21 protein-coding genes are annotated in these 19427 nt (G+C 56.4%); 4 read left to right on the top strand and 17 right to left on the bottom strand.

All coding sequences use genetic code 11. From position 1 onward, the window contains the following. Window positions 1–44 precede the first annotated feature (44 nt). From infB to pip, 6 genes are all read right to left on the bottom strand, one after another. Window positions 45–2564, bottom strand: a complete 2520-nt coding sequence (gene infB, locus QWY83_RS00380; RefSeq protein ID WP_105236161.1) for a translation initiation factor IF-2 — start codon at window positions 2562–2564, stop codon at window positions 45–47. After that, window positions 2561–3196 (bottom strand): RNA-binding protein, encoded by a 636-nt coding sequence (locus QWY83_RS00375; protein ID WP_067552522.1) that lies wholly within the window; start codon window positions 3194–3196, stop codon window positions 2561–2563. The genes infB and QWY83_RS00375 overlap by 4 nt, the downstream gene beginning before the upstream one ends. A gap of 18 nt (window positions 3197–3214) precedes the next feature. Then, entirely contained in the window at window positions 3215–4822 is a 1608-nt protein-coding gene (nusA, locus tag QWY83_RS00370) for a transcription termination factor NusA (protein WP_249946620.1), read from the bottom strand. A gap of 5 nt (window positions 4823–4827) precedes the next feature. Further along, on the bottom strand, window positions 4828–5415 hold the full coding sequence (gene rimP, locus QWY83_RS00365; RefSeq protein ID WP_067552516.1) for a ribosome maturation factor RimP: 588 nt from the start codon (window positions 5413–5415) through the stop codon (window positions 4828–4830). A 131-nt stretch (window positions 5416–5546) separates the two neighbouring features. Continuing rightward, entirely contained in the window at window positions 5547–7073 is a 1527-nt protein-coding gene (locus QWY83_RS00360) for an ABC transporter substrate-binding protein (RefSeq protein ID WP_249946619.1), read from the bottom strand. A gap of 125 nt (window positions 7074–7198) precedes the next feature. Continuing rightward, complete coding sequence (pip, locus tag QWY83_RS00355; RefSeq protein WP_249946618.1) at window positions 7199–8173, bottom strand: prolyl aminopeptidase; 975 nt, start codon at window positions 8171–8173, stop codon at window positions 7199–7201. 55 nt (window positions 8174–8228) lie between these two features. Between pip and ubiG the strand changes: the two genes are divergently transcribed. Continuing rightward, window positions 8229–8966 (top strand): bifunctional 2-polyprenyl-6-hydroxyphenol methylase/3-demethylubiquinol 3-O-methyltransferase UbiG, encoded by a 738-nt coding sequence (gene ubiG / locus QWY83_RS00350; protein WP_249946617.1) that lies wholly within the window; start codon window positions 8229–8231, stop codon window positions 8964–8966. On the opposite strand, the gene QWY83_RS00345 is transcribed toward ubiG, so the two are convergent. From QWY83_RS00345 to QWY83_RS00330, 4 genes are read right to left on the bottom strand one after another with little or no spacing between them, the layout of a single operon-like run. Then, window positions 8963–9406 carry a MarR family winged helix-turn-helix transcriptional regulator gene (locus QWY83_RS00345; RefSeq protein ID WP_067552504.1) on the bottom strand — a complete coding sequence of 148 codons (444 nt, stop codon included), beginning with the start codon at window positions 9404–9406 and terminating at the stop codon, window positions 8963–8965. The genes ubiG and QWY83_RS00345 overlap by 4 nt on opposite strands. Continuing rightward, window positions 9387–10235, bottom strand: coding sequence for a carbon-nitrogen hydrolase family protein (locus tag QWY83_RS00340; protein ID WP_249946616.1), 849 nt, complete (start codon window positions 10233–10235; stop codon window positions 9387–9389). The genes QWY83_RS00345 and QWY83_RS00340 overlap by 20 nt, the downstream gene beginning before the upstream one ends. After that, window positions 10232–10486, bottom strand: a complete 255-nt coding sequence (gene grxC, locus QWY83_RS00335) for a glutaredoxin 3 (protein WP_249946615.1) — start codon at window positions 10484–10486, stop codon at window positions 10232–10234. Before grxC ends, QWY83_RS00340 begins: the two co-directional genes overlap by 4 nt. A 28-nt stretch (window positions 10487–10514) precedes the next feature. Then, the gene (locus QWY83_RS00330) at window positions 10515–11228 is read right to left on the bottom strand and encodes a double zinc ribbon domain-containing protein (protein ID WP_249946614.1); all 714 of its coding nucleotides are present in this window, start codon (window positions 11226–11228) and stop codon (window positions 10515–10517) included. 25 nt (window positions 11229–11253) lie between these two features. Here QWY83_RS00330 and QWY83_RS00325 point away from each other — a divergent pair, with 25 nt between their 5' ends. Continuing rightward, entirely contained in the window at window positions 11254–12075 is an 822-nt protein-coding gene (locus tag QWY83_RS00325; protein ID WP_435404485.1) for a methyltransferase domain-containing protein, read from the top strand. 51 nt (window positions 12076–12126) lie between these two features. Beyond that, complete coding sequence (hemH, locus tag QWY83_RS00320) at window positions 12127–13200, top strand: ferrochelatase (protein WP_249946612.1); 1074 nt, start codon at window positions 12127–12129, stop codon at window positions 13198–13200. Window positions 13201–13255: 55 nt separating this feature from the next. Here the strand turns inward: hemH and QWY83_RS00315 are convergent, their stop codons facing one another. Further along, entirely contained in the window at window positions 13256–13441 is a 186-nt protein-coding gene (locus QWY83_RS00315) for a hypothetical protein (protein WP_067552489.1), read from the bottom strand. Window positions 13442–13594: 153 nt separating this feature from the next. Beyond that, window positions 13595–14179 carry a L,D-transpeptidase gene (locus QWY83_RS00310; protein ID WP_067552486.1) on the bottom strand — a complete coding sequence of 195 codons (585 nt, stop codon included), beginning with the start codon at window positions 14177–14179 and terminating at the stop codon, window positions 13595–13597. A 168-nt stretch (window positions 14180–14347) separates the two neighbouring features. Between QWY83_RS00310 and dalA the strand changes: the two genes are divergently transcribed. Next, complete coding sequence (gene dalA / locus QWY83_RS00305) at window positions 14348–14866, top strand: divisome-associated lipoprotein DalA (protein ID WP_249946611.1); 519 nt, start codon at window positions 14348–14350, stop codon at window positions 14864–14866. Here dalA and QWY83_RS00300 read toward each other — a convergent pair. The 5 genes from QWY83_RS00300 to hslO form a co-directional block, all read right to left on the bottom strand. Continuing rightward, complete coding sequence (locus tag QWY83_RS00300) at window positions 14863–15357, bottom strand: L,D-transpeptidase family protein (RefSeq protein ID WP_249946610.1); 495 nt, start codon at window positions 15355–15357, stop codon at window positions 14863–14865. The genes dalA and QWY83_RS00300 overlap by 4 nt on opposite strands. A gap of 85 nt (window positions 15358–15442) precedes the next feature. Continuing rightward, window positions 15443–16636: a class I SAM-dependent RNA methyltransferase gene (locus tag QWY83_RS00295; protein WP_249946609.1), complete on the bottom strand. Its 1194-nt coding sequence runs from the start codon at window positions 16634–16636 to the stop codon at window positions 15443–15445. Between the two features lie 22 nt (window positions 16637–16658). After that, complete coding sequence (locus QWY83_RS00290; protein WP_249946608.1) at window positions 16659–17801, bottom strand: CCA tRNA nucleotidyltransferase; 1143 nt, start codon at window positions 17799–17801, stop codon at window positions 16659–16661. Then, window positions 17792–18385, bottom strand: coding sequence for an NUDIX hydrolase (locus QWY83_RS00285; RefSeq protein ID WP_249946607.1), 594 nt, complete (start codon window positions 18383–18385; stop codon window positions 17792–17794). Before QWY83_RS00285 ends, QWY83_RS00290 begins: the two co-directional genes overlap by 10 nt. Then, window positions 18369–19373, bottom strand: coding sequence for an Hsp33 family molecular chaperone HslO (gene hslO, locus QWY83_RS00280; protein ID WP_249946606.1), 1005 nt, complete (start codon window positions 19371–19373; stop codon window positions 18369–18371). Before hslO ends, QWY83_RS00285 begins: the two co-directional genes overlap by 17 nt. Window positions 19374–19427 lie beyond the last annotated feature (54 nt).

Here is a 19427-nt window from a genome sequence, read left to right as displayed (position 1 = left end):
CCGCTTTGGACCGTCCCTTTTCTTTTGTGCGAAACGCGGCCTGATTACAGGCTGCGCTCGATTTCTTCACGTTCAAAGATCTCGATAACGTCACCTGGACGGATATCGTCGTAGTTCTCGAACGCCATACCGCATTCCTGACCGGACTGAACCTCGGCCACTTCATCTTTGAAGCGCTTGAGGGTCTTGAGCGTACCTTCGTGAATAACAACGTTATCACGTAGCAGACGCACACCAGCCGAACGACGGGCCACGCCTTCGGTGACCAGACAGCCAGCAACTTTGCCGACGTTGGAAACCTTGAACACCTCTTTGATGTTCGCGTAACCGATAAAGTTCTCGCGGATTTCTGCGGACAGAAGGCCAGATGCAGCAGCTTTGATGTCGTCCACGAGGTCATAGATGACCGAGTAGTAACGAATTTCAACGCCCTTCTGGTTCGCGGAGTTACGTGCCGGCGCGTTCGCACGGACGTTAAAGCCGATAACCGGGGTGCCCGATGCTTCTGCAAGACCAACGTCAGTCTCGGTGATCGCACCAACGCCGTAGTGAATAACGCGAACGCGGACTTCGTCGTTGCCGACTTTTTCCAGCGCCTGAACGATTGCTTCGGCGGAACCCTGAACGTCAGCTTTAACAACAACTGGCAGCTCAGAAACGTTCTCGTCTTCCTTCGCTTTCGCCATCAGCTGTTCGAGGGTGGTCGCTGCACCCGCCGCTGCGCGTTTTTCTTTCGCAGCATGAGCACGGTATTCAGCAATCTCACGCGCCTGCGCTTCGGTTTCGGTCACGTTCAGAACGTCACCTGCTTCCGGAGTGCCGTTGAGGCCAAGAACCTCAACAGGAACAGACGGACCAGCCTCGTCAACACGCTCACCTTGGTCGTTGATCAGCGCGCGGACTTTACCCCACTGCTCACCCACAACGAAGATATCGCCGCGTTTCAGAGTACCGTTCTGAACCAGAACAGTTGCAACCGGACCACGACCCACATCGAGCTGAGCTTCGATCACAGCGCCCTGAGCAGCGCGGTTCGGGTTCGCTTTGAGTTCGAGGATTTCCGCCTGAAGCGCAATTGCTTCGAGGAGGCTGTCGAGACCCATGCCAGTTTTGGCCGAAACTTCAACGTCCTGAACGTCACCAGACATCTTCTCGACCACGATTTCGTGCATCAAGAGATCTGTACGGACCTTATCAGGGTTCGCTGATGGTTTATCGCACTTGTTGATCGCAACGATCATCGGAACTTTCGCCGCTTTTGCGTGAGCGATTGCTTCGATGGTCTGCGGCATCACGGCGTCGTCAGCCGCAACAACGAGAACAACAATGTCCGTTACCTGCGCACCACGAGCACGCATTGACGTAAACGCAGCGTGGCCCGGAGTGTCGAGGAACGACAGAACAGCGCCAGAGTCGGTGGTTACCTGATACGCACCGATGTGCTGGGTGATGCCGCCAGCTTCGCCAGATACAACGTTCGCCTTGCGGATCGCGTCGAGAAGCGAAGTCTTACCGTGGTCAACGTGGCCCATGATGGTGATGACCGGCGGACGCGGTTTCAGATCTTCAGCTTTGTCCTGAACCTGCTCAATCGCTTGTTCAACGTCAGCATCCGACACACGTTGTACACGGTGGCCGAACTCTTCAATGATCAGTTCTGCGGTATCGGCGTCGATCGTCTGGTTCTGTGTCGCCATGATGCCATTCTGCATCAGAGCTTTCACAACATCAGCCACGCGTTCGGCCATACGGTTCGCAAGTTCTGCAACGGTGATCGCTTCAGGAAGTTGGACGTCACGCACGATTTTCTCGCGCTGCATTTGTCCACCCATCGCTTTTTGACGGGCTTTCTCTTGCTTACGCTTCATAGCTGCCATCGAGCGGTGACGACCGTCACCACCTGCCAGCGCATCATTCAGCGACAACTTACCAGAGCGGCGGCCGCCATCACGCGACGCTACTTTGGCTTTCGCGTTTTTCGCGTCATCACGGGCGTCGTCACGTTGACGATCAACCTTGCGCGGGCCAGCGCCCACGGAACGACCAGAGCGGTCATCCTCACCACCTGCAGGCGCAGCAGCGGCAGCAGGTGCCGGCGCAGCAGCGGCAGCTTTCTTTACTTCAGCAGCACGCGCGGCTTCTTCAGCTTCACGCTTTTTGCGCTCTTCTTCTTCCGCTTTCGCACGGAGAGCTTCTTCGCGCTCGCGCTCTTCGCGTTCTTTTGCTTCGATTTCGGCACGACGACGATCACGCTCTTCTTCGCGTGCTTTGTCTTCGGCCTCACGCCTTGCGGCATCTTCGGCTTCGCGGGCTTTCGCTACCGCGAGTGCCTTCATACGGCGTTCCAGTTCGGCATCAGAAATACCGGCTGGACGCTTGGAGGGGTCACCTACAGTTGGTCGTGTAGTGCCGCCTGGTTTGGCTGCACCTGGCTTGGGAACCACAACGCGTTTGCGCTTGGTCTCAACCACGACGTTCTTGGTGCGTCCGTGGCTGAAGCTCTGCTTCACATTTCCCGAACCGCCACGCAGACCAAGAGGTTTTTTTCCGTCGTTATCGCTCATCTAGCTACTTTTTCCTTTCCGGTGGCCGAATTGCCGCCGTCAGTTATACGCATGCTTTTCAGCTTTGCGGCTTCCTCTACAACACGGTCGCTGAGTCCGCCATAAGCGAGCGCGCCATGTATCACACTTTGACGCCCGAAAGCCAAACCCAATTCATCAGCCGTGAGGCAGTCGAAATATCGGGCGCCTTCCGGCGTCCAGAGTTTGGTTTTTCCGCGCGCGGATCCATCGCTGGCCTGCAAGAGAACGCGAACACGTTCCCCGCCTGCCAACCAGTCCTTAACTTTCTCAAAGCCCCCGATGGCATAGCCGCCCTTTCGAGCCAGTGCGATCAAATCAGTCACACGGCGCACAAGTTGACGCTCTACGTCATCGGCGAGCCCTTCAGGCACCGTCACCGGAGCCTTTGCAGATCGCGAAAAATGACCCTTTCCAGCCTGTTCCAGAGCACTGCGAGTGGCTGAAACCCACATGCCCCGACCGGGAAGTTTCTCCATCACATCAGGATAGACCTGATTATCAGGACCAACCACAAAGCGGATCAACCCAGACACAGGCTGAACTTCGCCAGTGACGATGCACTTGCGTTCAGTTTCCATATCCCGATTTTTATGTTGTCCGCCACGGGTCATTCTCAAGAACTCCGAGGATTACTCCTCAGCCCCCTCTTCAATCTCATCTTCTGCGTCCGCTTCGAGCTCTTCAGGGTCAACCCAGCCAAGCATGACGCGAGCGGTCATGATCATGTCCTGAGCTTCTTCGAGGCTCACGTCGAACTTCTCGAGGACGCCATCGTCCTTGACGCGTTCGCCGTCCACAGTGGTCCAGCCGCCAGCCAATTCCCAGTCCGCGCAGGTCGCGAAATCTTCGAGCGATTTCACGCCGTCTTCGGCAAGGGCTTCGATCATTTGCGGTGTCAGACCTTCGAATTCAACGAGGCTGTCTTCGACGCCCAACTCACGTGCACGTTCCATCGCTTTGCGGTTCTGGGCTTCCAGAACGTCGCGAGCGCGTGCCTGCAATTCGTTTGCAGTGTCGTCATCAACGCCGTCGATCACGAGCAGTTCGTCAACGTCAACGTAGGCAACTTCTTCGAGGTTGGTGAAGCCTTCTGAAACCAGCAACTGAGCAAAGAATTCGTCGAGATCGAGGTTTTCCATGAACAACTTGGTGCGCACTTCGAACTCGGCCTGACGACGCTTGGATTCTTCTTCCTCGGTCATGATGTCGATGTCGAGACCCGTCAGCTGAGACGCCAGACGCACGTTCTGACCACGGCGACCAATCGCAAGCGACAGCTGCTCTTCAGGAACAACAACTTCGATTTTGCCTGCCTCTTCGTCCAGAACCACTTTCGACACTTCTGCCGGCTGCAGTGCGTTCACGAGGAAGGTTGGTGTATCTTCATTCCACGGAATGATGTCGATTTTCTCGCCCTGAAGCTCGTTTACAACGGCCTGAACACGGCTACCGCGCATACCGACGCAAGCGCCAACCGGATCGATCGAGTTGTCGAACGAGATAACTGCGATCTTAGCGCGCGAACCTGGGTCACGAGCAACCGCTTTGATCTCGATGATGCCTTCGTAGATTTCCGGCACTTCCATTTTGAAGAGCTCAGCCATGAACTCAGGAGCGGTACGCGACAGGAAGATCTGCGGGCCACGAGGTTCACGACGAACGTCTTTAACGTATGCACGAATACGGTCACCTGGGCGGTATGCTTCGCGGCCGATTTTCTCGTTGCGACGCAGAACAGCTTCACCAGCACCTACGTCGACGATGACGTTGCCGTATTCTTCACGCTTAACGGAACCGTTGATGATGGTGCCTGCGCGGTCTTTGAATTCTTCGTACTGCTTGTCGCGCTCAGCTTCGCGGACTTTCTGAAGGATAACCTGTTTAGCGGACTGAGCAGCAATACGGCCCAGTTCAACAGGCGGAACTTCCTCAGAGAATTCGTCACCAATTTGCGGGTCAGCCATATATTGCTTCGCCTGATCGACGGTGAACTCAGCCTGATAATTCTCAAGATCTTCGTCAGCAACAACGGTACGGACACGGGTAAAGGTTGCTTTACCAGTTTTGCGGTCGATCGACACGCGGATGTCCATTTCCGAGCCGTAACGCGATTTCGCTGCACGAGCGAGCGACTCTTCCATCGCTTCGACGACCAGGTTCGGGTCGATCATTTTCTCGCGGGCTACGGCTTCGGCTGTTTGCAGCAGCTCAAGCTGGTTGGCAGAGGTAATTGCCATGTCTCTTACTCCTCGTCGCCATCAATGATGGTTTCAACTTCATCATACTGGGCCTCATCGATTTGGCCCTTGTCTTTGCGACCGCGCAGAACTTCGCGGATCAATTCATCTGTCAGAACCAGTTTGGCATCTGACAGCCAGTCGAATTTCAGACCGATGGTGATGTCTTCGCCCTGCTCATCAAGCGTGATCAGAACTTCATCACCTTCGACGCCAGCAAGCTGGCCTTTAAAGCGCCGACGACCGTCGATCATCTCGCTGGTTTCGATCTTGGCCTCGTTGCCGGCCCATTGCTCGAAATCCTTGAGACGTGTCAGCGGACGATCGATACCGGGGGACGATACTTCGAGGCTGTAGGCCTCAATGATCGGGTCCTCGACGTCGAGCGTTGCCGAAAGCGCGGTCGAAATCTTAGCGCAGTCGTCAACCTCGATGGTGCCATCGGGTTTCTGCGCCATAACCTGCAAGGTGGTTTCCTTGAGGCTTTTCATCAAACGGACGCGCACAACTTCGTACCCCATGTCCTCAATGACAGGGGTAATAATTTCTGCGATCCGGCGGTCCAATGCCGCCTTGGCGATCAGATCAGTCATCTGTTCTCCAAAAACAAAAAAACGGGCTCGCGGCCCGTCGATCTTTCCCGGTGGAGCGTCGGGTCGGAACCGTCAGCGCCGCTGTTGAGAGGCCATATAGGCCCATACTGCTGAGTCTGCAAGGGAAACCGTCAGGCCACCCACCACCGTTCTGCCATGCGCGCGTTATCCATGGGCCAAAGGTTGCCAATCGACGTGGGGATTGCGACCCGATCCGAGGTTGCACCGATCCAATTTGCAAACGCGGGAATAATTGCACCGCCCTGATCGCGTAGGATTTTCTGCATTTCAGAGTAGAGTTCTGACCGCAGATCAGGGTCAAATTCGGCCCGCGCTGCGACAAGCAACTGTTCGAACCGTCCATCCGCCCAGCGCGTATCGTTCCAAGGGCTACCTGCATGATAGGCCGTCGAGAGCATCCAGTCTTCGGTCACTCGACCTGACCAATAGGTCGCTGCGAATGGCTGGCTCCCAAAGGTGTCGCCCCAATACCCAACAGATGCCGCCTCTTTGATCTGAATATCAATGCCCGCTGGCGCGGCAGCCGTGCGGAACAGGTCGATCGCAGACGAATTCATCGCGACATCGGACGTGAACAGATCAACTGAGACGTTCGACAGCCCAGCCCGACGCAAATGCCATGCGGCACGCTCAGGGTCATGAGCCAGAGGCGCAAGCCCCGCATAGAACTGGTTCGCAGGTCCAATCGGGCTATCCGCTGCAACACGTCCATGACCATGCAGCACCTGATCAACAATCGCCTGCCGATCGATGCCATGCTTGAGCGCAAGCCGAACATTCAGATCGTCAAACGGAGCCGTATCTGTTCGCATTCCAAACGCGAGGTGCATATTCCCCGTCGTCTCAACGATATTTATCCGAGGATGGGTCGAAAGCCGCGATACGGCAGCAGGGTCCACCCGATCAACAGCATCCACCTGACCTGTAAGAAGCGCATTCATCCGCCGCGCACGATCATTCATCGCCACGTATTCAACGCGGTCGAACCAACCTGCCGATCCGTCTTTGTAATGGCTCTGCACGCGACGCCCAACAAACCGCACCCCCGGCTCAAAGCTCTCAACGCGGTAGAGGCCAGTGCCAATCCCGTGGGCGATCGCTTCATCGATCTGACCAGAGGGGTAGATGATCAGGTGATAATCGGACAGCAAATAAGGAAAATCGGCGTTCCCAGAAGTCAGCGTGAATCGCACCTGATGGTCCGACAAACGAGATATGTCCTGAATGCCATCAACAATAACCCGCGCACCTGATGCCGTTCCACGATGGAGATCAAAACTGTCGATCACATCCTGCGCGACAAACGGTTTGCCGTTGTGAAAACTCACGCCACGCCGCAACGCAACCGTCCAAATGCGACCGTCCGCCGATGACTCCCAGCTTTCGGCGAGCTCACCGACCAACGATCCATCCGCCGTCACTTCGGTCAGACAATCAAAAACAGCGCCCTGCCCGCAGGCTATCATGAAACTGTCTGAAAACGTCCGAGCATCCCAACTGTCCAGCGGCGATGCCCCCGACAGGCCAACAGTGAGTCGTCCACCGACAGAACCCGCACGCGCCGATACGCCCGAAGCAGTCAAAACCGCAGCGGCGATACCGTATTTCAGCAGGTTTCTTCGTTTGTAAGACTGCACCTGTGCAGACTCCGTTTGGATTCAACTTTAATACCGTAGCGAAGCAAATCGCTTGGGTCCATGCCATCCACGAACTTGTTGGGAGCCATCAGGTTACCCGCAGCCTCCTTATGGGTGAATGGCTATTAAAACTCCGCCGCGATCTCATCCATGATCCGCACCAATTCCCGCGTGATCCCCGGCTCAGACAGCGCATGACCCGCCTGAGGGATCATCCGCATCCGCGAGCCGAACCAGCCTTTGTGCAGTTTGTATGCCGAGGTCGGCGGGCAGATCATGTCGTAGCGACCTTGGACAATATGGCCTGGGATACCGCGCAGGCGGTGGAGGTTGTTCAGGATCGCAGTGTCTTCGGTCAGGAACCCCTTGTTGATAAAGTAATGGTTCTCTAGCCGCGAAAATGCCCGCGCGTATTCACCGGGTGCTTCGCCTGCAAAACCATTGGACTCGATGGATGCCAGCGCGTTCTCCCAATTGGCCCAAGCCCGCGCGAAGCGAGTCTCCTCCATCAGGTTTCCGCTGAACAAACGGCGGTGATAGGCGCCGATCATATCGTCCCGCTCTTCCTCAGGAATGAGGCTTTCGAAACGGGCCCAAAGGTCAGGCCAGAATGCACCCGCACCACCACCATAGAACCAATCCAGCTCTGGATCGGTCATCAGGAATACGCCGCGCAGGATCAAACCCAACACGCGTTCAGGATGGGTCTGCGCGTAGATCAAGGCCAGCGTCGCGCCCCAACTTCCGCCAAAGGCAAACCAGCGCCCGATATTCAGGGTCTCACGGATCTTCTCCATATCCGCGACAAGGTCCCACGTCGTGTTCGCCTCGATGCTCGCATGAGGTAAGGACCGACCACATCCACGCTGATCGAACAGAACGATACGATACACGTCTGGGTCGAAATAACGCCGCATCGCAGGGCTACAACCGCCACCCGGTCCGCCGTGAACAACGATGACAGGCACACCGTCGCGGCGGCCGCACTGTTCGACATACACTCTGTGCCCGTCGCCCACATCCAGCATCTGCTGGTCAAATGGGTCGATCGGGGGATAAAGGTGCGGCACCGCGCGTCTTTGACCTGAGACTTTGTCCATGTCACCTCTATATAGCACGGTAAACCGCCAGACCATTCCCCCTTTGGAGGCAAAGATGACCCAGACGACCGTTGATCCCGCAGAAGTTGCCAAATTCGAAGCTATGGCAGCGGAATGGTGGGATCTTGAGGGCAAGTTCAAGCCGCTCCACATGATGAACCCGATCCGGCTGAAATACATCACCGAACAAATCGCAGCGGAGTTTGGTCGTGATCTGGACGACGACAAACCGTTTGCGGGGCTGCGAATTCTGGATATCGGGTGCGGTGGCGGCCTGTTGTGCGAACCCATGGCGCGTTTGGGTGCCACGATTGTTGGCGTCGATGCGGCCGAACGGAACATTCCCGTGGCCCAAGCCCACGCCCGTCAATCTGGCCTCGACATCGATTACCGTTGGACCACCGCGGAAACGATGGCTGCTGCGGGTGAACAGTTTGACGTAGTTCTCAACATGGAAGTAGTGGAACATGTGGCTGATCCACTGGCCTACCTGACCGCCTGCCAGCAACTCTTGAAGCAAGGCGGGCTGCACATCTGTTCGACTATCAACCGCAACCCCAAGAGCTTTGCCGTTGCGATTTTGGGTGCGGAGTATGTGATGCGCTGGCTGCCGAAAGGCACGCACGAATGGTCAAAGTTCATCACGCCAGACGAACTCTATGACCTGATCCGCAAGGGTGGCCTCGACCCCGTTGATCGCAAAGGGTTCGTGTTCAATCCAGTGCTATGGACATGGTCGATCAGTGATCGCGACTTGTCGGTGAACTACGTCACCGCATCGATCAAACGTTAATCGTTTTCGCTGAGCTGCAATCGCAGCTCACGCAGCACAGGCAGGACGGCGCGGACTTTTTCTGCGCCGACCTTATCAACGAGCCCCGCAATCACTGGCGTCATCGCCGCAAGCGCCGCATCACGCGCGGCAAGACCCGCAGGGCTGATAGCCACCAACTTGCGTCGTGCATCGTCCCAGTCAGGGCGAATATGCACCCAACCTGCCCAATCTAGTTTCCCCAAGGTATTCGTCATCGCACCTCGGGTCAGGTGAAACGTCTTTGCCAATTGCGCTGGCGTGCGTTCATCACCAGCATGAGCAAGGTGATTCAGGACGGAAAAATGGGACAGTTCCATACCCTTGGGCAGCACGCGAACCACATTGGCGCGGGCCAACTGATCAACGGTCAAGATCTCGCTAAAGAGCGAAACGGCAAGGTTATTTGAATTCTTGTCCATCCGGTCCCCTAAAAACTCGATCATGCAACAAAGACGGTACGCGCGCCCGCGCTTGTGCCACCTCATCGGGGTTCAAATCAATGAAAACAATGCCTTCGTCTACTCCAGCATCGACTAAAACCTCTCCCCAAGGAGAGATTACCATCGAATGACCGTAGGTTTGACGTGGTTTGCCCGAACGCACAGCGTGATTGCCTGTTTGTGCTGCAGCCAGAACATAAGCCCCATTTTCAATTGCTCGCGCCCGCAAGAGAGGTTCCCAATGCGCGGCGCCCGTGACGGGTGAAAACGCAGCGGGGGCCAGTAGGATCGTCGCACCCGCCTGACACAGAACGCGATGTAGATACGGGAACCGAACATCGTAACACACCGTCAGCCCCAAGGTGCCAAAGGGCGTTTCGCATGTTACCGCCTCTTCGCCTGGTCGGAACCCTGCGGATTCGCGAAACGTCTCGGTCTCAGAAACCTGAACGTCGAACATATGGATTTTATCATAACGGGCGCGGATCGACCCATCGGGCGCGATCACGAAGGACCGATTGGCAAAACGCCCATCTTCATCCCCCGTTTTGATCGCGAGCGACCCGATAGCGAGCCAAATTCCATGCATCGCGGCGGCTTCACGCAGCCCTGCCAAAACGGGATCATCTGATTCGAGGTGTAGAACGTCGTTCTGATGCTGCCGATCTTGGCTAATGATGTTCGTCACTTCGGGCGTCAGGACGAACCCAGCACCACCAGCAACGGCCGATGCAATCATCTCTTTGACCCGCGACAGGTTCGTCAGCGGATCGTCACTTGAACTGATCTGTAAAAGCGCGGCCCTCACGCCAGCATCGGGTCGAGCTTACCCGCGCGCTCAAGGGCAAACAGATCATCGCAGCCCCCAACATGGGCGCCATCAATGAAAATCTGCGGCACGGTGCGGCCACCATTCGCACGCTCCACCATTTCAGCGCGGCGATCTGGGTGTTCGATCACGTCGATCTCAGTAAAGGCGACACCTTTGGAGGTCAGCATGTGCTTTGCGCGGTGGCAAAAGCCACAAAACGGGGAGGAGTAGATTTCTACGGGTTTCATAACGGACCTTTCGTGTTCACCCGTATATTTAGGTTTCTTTATACGCTCGCGCCAGTGTCAGAACGCAAACCTGCTTTGCGCCAGCCAACCGCGCCCCTTCTGTCGCCGCAGCAAGAGTAGCGCCAGTGGTCATCACATCGTCGATGATCAGAACGGAACGCCCCCGCATACGGCAGCCATTTTTAGGATGTGGTCGGATTGAACCTTGCTGGACAGCAAGCCGGGCCTCGCGCGACATACCTTCAGTCGGCCGCGTGCGGTGCACTTTTGCCAAACCATCTACGACAACGGGACGACCCAAAATACGACCTGTTTCAACGGCTAAAAGGGCCGATTGGTTGAACCTGCGCCGAAACAACCGCGTCCAATGCAGCGGAACCGGAACAATCACCGTATCACCGCTCAACAACGGACGTGCCGCGCGGGACAGCATCGCCGACAGCATTGGCACAAGGTCTTGTCGGTCCCCGTGCTTGAGCGAAAGAACCAGCTTTCGCCCTCCCCCCGAATACCCAAACACGGTCCGCCCAGTTGCCCAAGGTCGCGGCTCGGCCAGACATTCGTCGCAGAACGCGGCTTCATCCTCGCCCATCAGCGGCACACCACAATGATCGCAGACCAAACCATTCACGAAATCCGTGGTGGCCCAACAGTCAGGACAAAGGCCAAAGTCAGCGTCGGTGAGTTGATCACATAGGCCACACTGACGCGGCAGAACCATGCGGACAACACTATGCAACATCGTTGGTATTCCCTAAACAAAGGGCATGAGAACCCCGCCAAATATCGCCGACCGCGCATCGCTAGACCGCAACCGGTCTCGTATGACTGCAACATTCATGCTCGATGCTGTGGCAGACGAGATTCAGGAAAGACTGATCGAGGTTAACAGGCCGTTTAACGCGCCCGCGATTGTCTCTGGTCAGCCTGAATATTGGGCGACGCACTTCCCTGATGCGGTCCAAGTGACGGACACCGATTTACTAGCCCTTGATGCAGGTCGGCATGATCTCGTGATCCATGCGATGTCGATGCATTGGGCCAACGACCCCATCGGCCAAATCGTCCAGTCTCGTCACGCTCTCAAACCCGATGGCCTGTTTTTGGGCGCCATGTTCGGGGGACAAACGCTCCACGAACTACGGAGCGTTTTAGCCGAAGCCGAAAGCCGCGTGACGGGCGGCCTATCGCCACGCGTCGCCCCAATGGCAGAGATCCGCGACCTAGGTGCGTTGTTGCAACGGTCAGGCATGGCGTTGCCCGTTGCGGACGCGATGCCACTGAATGTGACCTACGAGGATGCTTGGGCGCTGATGCGTGACCTTCGTGCGATGGGTGAGGCCAACGCGCTGTCGCAACGACTACGAAAGCCGACCCGCCGCGCAGTCTTTGCGGAGGCGGCAAAGCTATATGCAGAACACTTTAGCGATGCGGACGGGCGTATTCGTGCAACATTCGAAGTGATCTTTTTAACGGGCTGGGCTCCTGATGAGAGCCAACAAAAGCCCCTCCGCCCAGGATCAGCCACGGCGCGACTGGCGGACGCACTTGGTGCAAAAGAACTCAACCTGCCCCAGACGGATGATTGACCCATCGGGGTTTTGACATATCTCTGGCCCAAACTACGGAACGGGACTGACATGAAAGACGTAAAGAACACTGGCGGATTGGCGAAATGCCCCGTCCACGCACCAGCCGACCACCCCGCCATCAAACCGCGCCGTATCGGCATTTTGCTGGCAAACCTAGGTACGCCTGATGCGACCGATTACTGGTCGATGCGCCGCTACCTGAGCGAATTTCTATCTGACAAGCGTGTCATCGATTATCCCGCATGGAAATGGCAGCCAATCCTGCAGGGCATCATTCTGTCGATCCGTCCGCAAAAATCTGGTGCTGCCTATCGCTCAATCTGGAACACCGAGAAAGACGAAAGCCCGTTGATGACCATCACGCGGGACCAAACCACTGCGATCCGCGCAAGCTTGCAGGGGTTGTTCGGTGAACAAGTGATTGTCGATTTCTGCATGCGCTACGGCAATCCATCAACGGAATCGAAGGTCCGCGAGATGGTTGATGCGGGCTGTGACCGCATCCTGTTTTTCCCTCTCTATCCGCAATACGCGGGCGCGACATCCGCCACGGCGAACGATCAGTTCTTCCGTGCGCTGATGAAAGAAAAATTCCAGCCCGTCGCCCGTATCGTACCACCCTATTTCGAAGATCCCTCCTATATCGACGCACTAGCGGCATCAGTTCAGCGCGCCTACGACGCGATGGACGAAAAGCCATCGATGTTGGTTTGCTCATACCACGGTTTGCCGAAACGATACCTGACCAAAGCGGGCGACCCCTATCACTGCCATTGCGCCAAAACCACGCGCCTCTTGAAAGAACGGCTTGGTTGGGATGACACGCAGATCAAAACGACCTTCCAGTCGAAATTTGGCCCAGAAGAATGGCTTCAGCCCTACACCGTCGAAGAGGTCGCGCGCCTTGCCGAACAAGGGCACAAACACATTGCAGTGATCGCACCTGCCTTCAGCGCCGATTGCATCGAAACGCTGGAAGAAATCAACGAAGAGATCAAAGAGAGCTTTGAAGAGGCGGGGGGCGAGCATTTCAGCTACATTCCATGCCTCAACGATGACCCAGCGCATATCGAAGCGCTGACTGGCGTCATCATCCAGAACCTCAAAGGCTGGATTGGGTAAAAGAAAAGGGCCGGTTGCATCGCAACCGGCCCAATCTTGTCACTGAGACTTCGAATTAGTTCGAAGCTGCAGCAGCGATCAGAGCAACCAGGATCAGCGGAATGATCAGGCCCGAAGCGGACGACGAAGTCGCTGCTTCTTCAACAACTACTGGCTCAACAGTTACAACCGGAGCCATGCCACCTGCGAAAGCAGCAGAAGCGAAACCGGTGAAAGCAGCGGCGAGAGCGATTTTTTTCATAACAATTCTCCAATTTTCTTGTCGCAGGAACCTAAGTGTTGAGGACGGTCCGCGACAGTCAAGACTTACCTCGTGTACGAGTGTAAACTAGATAATCAGGCGTTCTGCCAAGAGGTTTTCTTATTTTCGCCACAAAAGATTTTGTGATTGTGGTTAAATCAGCAACACCTGAGTGCCTACTTTGGTCAATCCATAAAGCTCGGCGATGTGTTCATTGTACAGGCCGATACACCCGTTCGACGATCGACGACCGATTTTGCGTGTGTCGTGAGTGCCGTGAATTCGGTAATACTGCCACGACAGATAGAGGGCGTGGGTCCCAAGTGGGTTATCTGGCCCCGGCCCAATGTAGTCTGGCCATTCGGGGTTCCGCTCTAGCATCGACGGTGTAGGACGCCATTCAGGCCCAATAACGCGACGCACAATCTCTGTTTTACCCAAGCGGGTAAGGTCGGCCGTCAACGGCACAGAGGTCGGGAAGAGCTTGTAAACAGACTGATCCTCGGACCAGAAATGAAGTGCACGGCTCTGCGTATCGACCAATATCGCGCCGTTGCGAAGGGTGTCGAAATACGGGCGCCAATCCAAGGATCGGAAGCTCGAGATGTTCCGTTGAACCGAATGCGAGATATCGCTTTCGATTTCTGTCGAACCTTCGGTCTGCGCGACGCTACGGGTGCCGATGGTTGCGGCGGCAGCGGCCACAAATGCACGGCGGCTAAATTTCGGGTCGGTCATGTCTGTACGCTCCGGCGTGGTAAGGGCCACGGTTGTTTGATGATGAAATACGCTTTTGTGCTGTTTCATTCAATTCACACATAGCGGAGATCGGCCAAACCTTGCGCAACTGGGTTTGAATTGCCACGAATCAACGGATATGAGTTTCGCGTCTAACAGGAGTTCATCATGAATCGTCGTCACGTTATGTTCGGGTTCGCGGCTTTGGGTCTTGCGGGCTGCACGTTGGGTAACGGGCCGCGTCTTGGTCCAGATGGGCTCCCTCTGCCGTCTATCTATGTCATCGAACCAAGCGACGAGGCCGCGATCGAGTATCGGATGCTCGACGGTGTGAACGTTCTGCGTCAGGCACGAGGCCTGACACCGCTTACGCTGAACGCCCAATTGAACGCGGCTGCCGCGACTCATTCGCGTGACATGTCCCTCCAGAACCGTCCGTGGCACTTTGGATCGGACGGCTCCTCGCCGCTCGACCGTGGTCGTCGCGTTGGCTATTCGGGCCAGATCTTGGGTGAAAACATCTCTGAAACCTTCGAGACAGAGATGCAAACCTTGGCTGCCTGGCTTGAACAGGCAGACACGCGCGATGTGATCCTTGACCCCAACGCCCGCGAAATGGGCTTTGCATGGTTCCAAGAATCCAACGGCAAAATCTGGTGGACCTTTGTGACGGGCAAGCCCCTTTAAGGGTAGATAAAGATCGGCGTTCCGTTCGGGACCATCGCGTAGATCTCTTCGATTTCAGCGTTCGAGACAGCAATACAGCCCGCCGTCCAATCAATGCTGCTATCCGCGATAGATGGCGTCCCGTGGATGAAAATTTCACCACCGGGGGCGCGGCCTTGCGAGGCGGCATAGGCTCTGTCCTGAGCGTTCGGATATGAAATGCCGAGCGACAGGTGATAAGCCGAATTCGGATTCCGACGGTTGATCACATAGGTTCCTTCGGGCGTCTTACCGTCACCTTCGAACTGTTTATGACCTTCGGGGGCAAAGCCCATACGGATGTCATAGCTCCGCATCACATCGGTATCGTGCATAAGATACATGCGACGCGCACCTTTGTTCACCACAATCGACGTCACCTCTGGTCCGTCATAGGACACAAATTTCGACGTGCGCCCGCATGACGATAGGCCAAGCGCGATGGTTAGGATCAATAAAATCCGTGTGAACATTGGGTACTGCCTCGATGCGATTTTCGCTTTTGTTGCGCACCGTTTACACGAATTTAAATCCGCCGCCTAGCTACCCAAATTGACATCAATTGCGCGTAAATGCAGCAACGACTTCGGTGTGGTGTGACCAGCGGAACTGATCGACAACCGTCACGGGGCCAAGGGTAAAGCCCGCATCAATCAACGTTCTCGCATCACGAGCAAACGTCACTGGATTGCACGACACCATCGCCACAGTAGCAACTTTGGACTCAGCAATTTCAGCAACTTGCGCCTCTGCACCCGCACGCGGCGGGTCAATCACGATAGCGTCGAATTCATTAAGTTCGTCGGGCAAAAGTGGACGGCGGAACAGGTCACGCGTCTCAACGGAAACGCGGTGCAACCCGCCAGTGCTGCGCCAACCACGGTCCAATGCGTCCATCATCTCTCGGACGCCCTCAACCGCATAAACCGAGGCCTTCCGCGCCAAAGGCAGGGTAAACGTGCCCGACCCCGCAAAGAGGTCCACGACCTTATCCGCGTCGCCGACAATCGCGCTCACCGCATCTTGCAGGGCTTTCTCACCATGCTTTGTCGCTTGTAGGAATGCCCCAGGGGGTGGCACGACGAGTGATCCACCGAAATCCTGACGCGGCGGGTGGATGGTCACAACGGGTTCATCAACCCAAACCAAACGGGCGATCCCGAATTGGTTCGCCCACTGCGCCAGATCGACCCGCAGATCGGTCGTGAGTTCTTTTTCCGTCTGAATATGGACATCGGGACCATCGACACTCAGGCTAACAGTCATCGCGACTTCAGCCTTACGGCTCGCCGCGAGGGCGGTTAGTGCATTGAGCGCGGGAAGTGTTGCGATCAGTTCTGGCGCCAAAAGCTGGCAATCGGGCACCTCAACCAGCGTGTCAGAGGCGCGCGCGTGGAACCCGACCAGAGTTCCCTTTTTCGTGCGACGACCAGCCAGTTTTGCACGGCGACGGGATTTGATCGGGCTTGTGATCGTTCCTGCGATGGTCGCTTCAATCCCCTGCGCCGACAGAGCGCGTTCAACAGTCGATGCCTTCCAAGCCGCAACAAAGGCGTCAGACGCATGCTGCATCGCGCAGCCGCCGCAGGATTTATAATGGCGGCACGGTGGGCTAACGCGGTCAGCCGAAGGTGAGACGATGCGAACGCCGTCATCTGTCACTTCAACTTCTTCCAAGGGAAGCGTGCGCGGAACCATCGTGCCATCCTCGGCGCGACCTAAACCAGTGTGTGTGAGGCTTTGAATTTTCATGGCGCTTCCTTAGCGGGGCAATTCATCCAGCGCTAGAGATCAGAGCATCTCGCGACAACGTAAATCTAGAGGCAATCCAATCCGCTTCGAGTTTACGAAGCCGTTCGCCCAATGCAGCCCCCGTAAATGCTGGCATAAGATCAGCCGCCTTGACGGGAAACGATTGCTGCATGGCATGATGCAAGATCGCCAGTTCGTCGGGATCAATTGGTTGTCCCATTGATGCCTGCCGCACGAGGTAGCTGTCTTCGGCAGTATCTTTGCACCGATACCCTAGTTCGCCCAAATCCATACTGATGCCAGCCTGAATAGCCTCGAGCCGCCGTTTGTCCGCGTTCGACAACCGCAACCGTTCAGGAACATCCTCGCCCCCAATCACTGCCAAACGACGGATCGGATCAGGGCTACGGTCGCCCTCTAAATGCACAAGGATCGCTAGGCTTTGGGCCTGCGCACCGGGGAGGACCGAATAAAGAACCCCGCTCGCCGCCATTGCAGCCATCGCGGGCGCAGGGTCAGCAGCAGACAGTAGTTTACGCATTTCAGAACCAACACGCTCCGCCGACAATTGCGCCAACCCGTCGAGGTTCTCAGCACAGGCAGCCAACCCATCGGCATCAATGCCCAACGAAGGATCGCCATACCATGCCGAAAAACGGAAGAACCGCAGGATGCGCAAGTAGTCTTCGCGAATACGCTGATCCGCATCACCGATAAAACGAAGGTGCCCAGCGCGGAGGTCGGGCAAACCATTCACGGGGTCAAACACCTCACCATTCGGCGCGGCATACAGCGCGTTCATCGTGAAATCTCGGCGGCGGGCGTCCTCATCCATCGTGTCGGCAAAATCGACGACCGCGTGACGACCATCGGTGTCCACATCCCTGCGAAAGGTTGTGATCTCAAACGGGATGCCATCAGCGACCACGGTGATTGTGCCGTGATCAATGCCTGTCGGGATCGCCTTCAAACCGGCCTGTTTTGCCCGCTTTAGAGTCTGTTCTGGCCGCGCATCGGTCGAAATATCCAAATCCGACACGGGTTTCCCGAGCAGGGCATTTCGCACGCACCCACCGACAAAATAGGCCTGAAAACCGCCGTCCGTCAGCGCCTTGCAGACAGCTTGCGACGCGGGGTGCGTCAACCACTCTGCCGTCAGTCGCATAGTCGTTCCGCCAATCCGCGCAACATCCGCGCAGTGGCCCCCCAGATGTAATACGGCCCATAGGGCGCGGTGAAATAATACCGTCGGCGTCCCTGCCAACGACGCCCCTCAATCCGATAATTCGTGCGATCAGCGATATGGTCAAAGGGGACGGTAAAGACCTCCTCAACCTCGCCAAGTTCAGGAACGGGGGTCCAGTCGCCACGGATCATCGCGACAACTGGTGTCGCGATGTAGCTGGTGACGGTTTCGTGTGACGGCAAGGCTCCCAAGACACTGACCTGAGCAGGGTCCAAACCGACCTCCTCCTGCGCCTCACGCAAAGCTGCGTCGATCAAGGTCTCGCCCTGCTCTACCTTACCACCAGGAAAGGCGATCTGACCTGGGTGATGTTTCAGTCGCGCAGATCGCTTGGTCAGCAAAAGCCGACCGTCCTCGTGGAACGCAACCAAAACTGCGGCTGGCTTGAGCACGCGGTTTTCAGGGAGCTTTGTATCAGGGTTCAGGTCGAAATCAGAGGTTTCGCCGCCCTGAGCATGCAAGGCGGCGATCAGGCGGTCTTCTGCCTTATTCCTCTGAATCATCCGGTTTTTCCGTTGCTTCGAACCCGAGCGTTTTCGGGTCAAACTGGTAATGCGCGCCACAGAATTGGCAATCTGCGGTTACGATACCCTCTGGAGTGGTCATGTGTGCGATATCTTTTGCCGAATAGATCGACAGACTTTGACGAACACGGTCCGACGAACACGAGCACCCGAATTTCACGGCTTGGGCGTCATAGACACGGGGGCGTTCCTCGTGGAACAAACGGACCAAGAGGTCGGTCGGCGGGACCACAGGCCCGATCAATTCCAGAGAATCGACCGTGTCTAGCAGGATGTTCGCGCGGTTCCAGTTTTCACCTTCGTCATCATCCAACAGATCAGCAGCCGTCAGAACGCCTTCTTCGCCAGTCGCTTCCTCGCCTTTGGCAAAGGGAGAGGCCTTTGGCATGTGCTGCAGCATCACACCACCAGCGCGCCATGCTTCATCCTTGCCCGGAAGAGTGGATTTGCCGAACGACAGCTCAAACCGTGTCGGGAGCTGTTCGGACTGTGCGAAATAAGTTTCAGCGCAGGCCGAGAGCGATCCGCCCGCAATCGGTGTGATGCCTTGGTATGGGGTGGTGCCCTGACCTTGGTCGATGAGGATCGCGAAATAACCCTGTCCGATCATCTCGAACGGGGGCTTCGACGGATCGAGGCGGGTTTCGTCGAACGACGCGTAACCACGAATACGACCAATCTCGCCCTCGGATTGCGGCGCGTAATAATCCGTCGCGATCAGACGCGCTGGCCCGCTACCCCGAACCTGAAGGGACAGTTTCCAACGCAGTTTCAGCGTTTGACCGATCAGAGCCGTCAGCAGAGCCATCTCTGCGACCAAGGCTTCGATCTGGTCTGGGTAATCATGCTGCTCCAAGACGCGGTTCAGCACCCCGTCCAAACGGGCCACACGACCACGCACGTCCGACGCATCGAGTTGAAACGGGAGTACAGTGTCGTCCCAAGCGATCTGGCTGCCGAGTGTCATAGGCTTTCCTTGTTAGGCGAGGTTTGGCATACCGCGTCCATATAAGCGCATCAA

The organism is Marivivens donghaensis (assembly GCF_030410045.1).
GTDB lineage: Bacteria > Pseudomonadota > Alphaproteobacteria > Rhodobacterales > Rhodobacteraceae > Marivivens > Marivivens donghaensis.
Note: the sequence above shows the minus strand (reverse complement) of the source record. Positions and strands in the feature narration are given on the sequence as shown.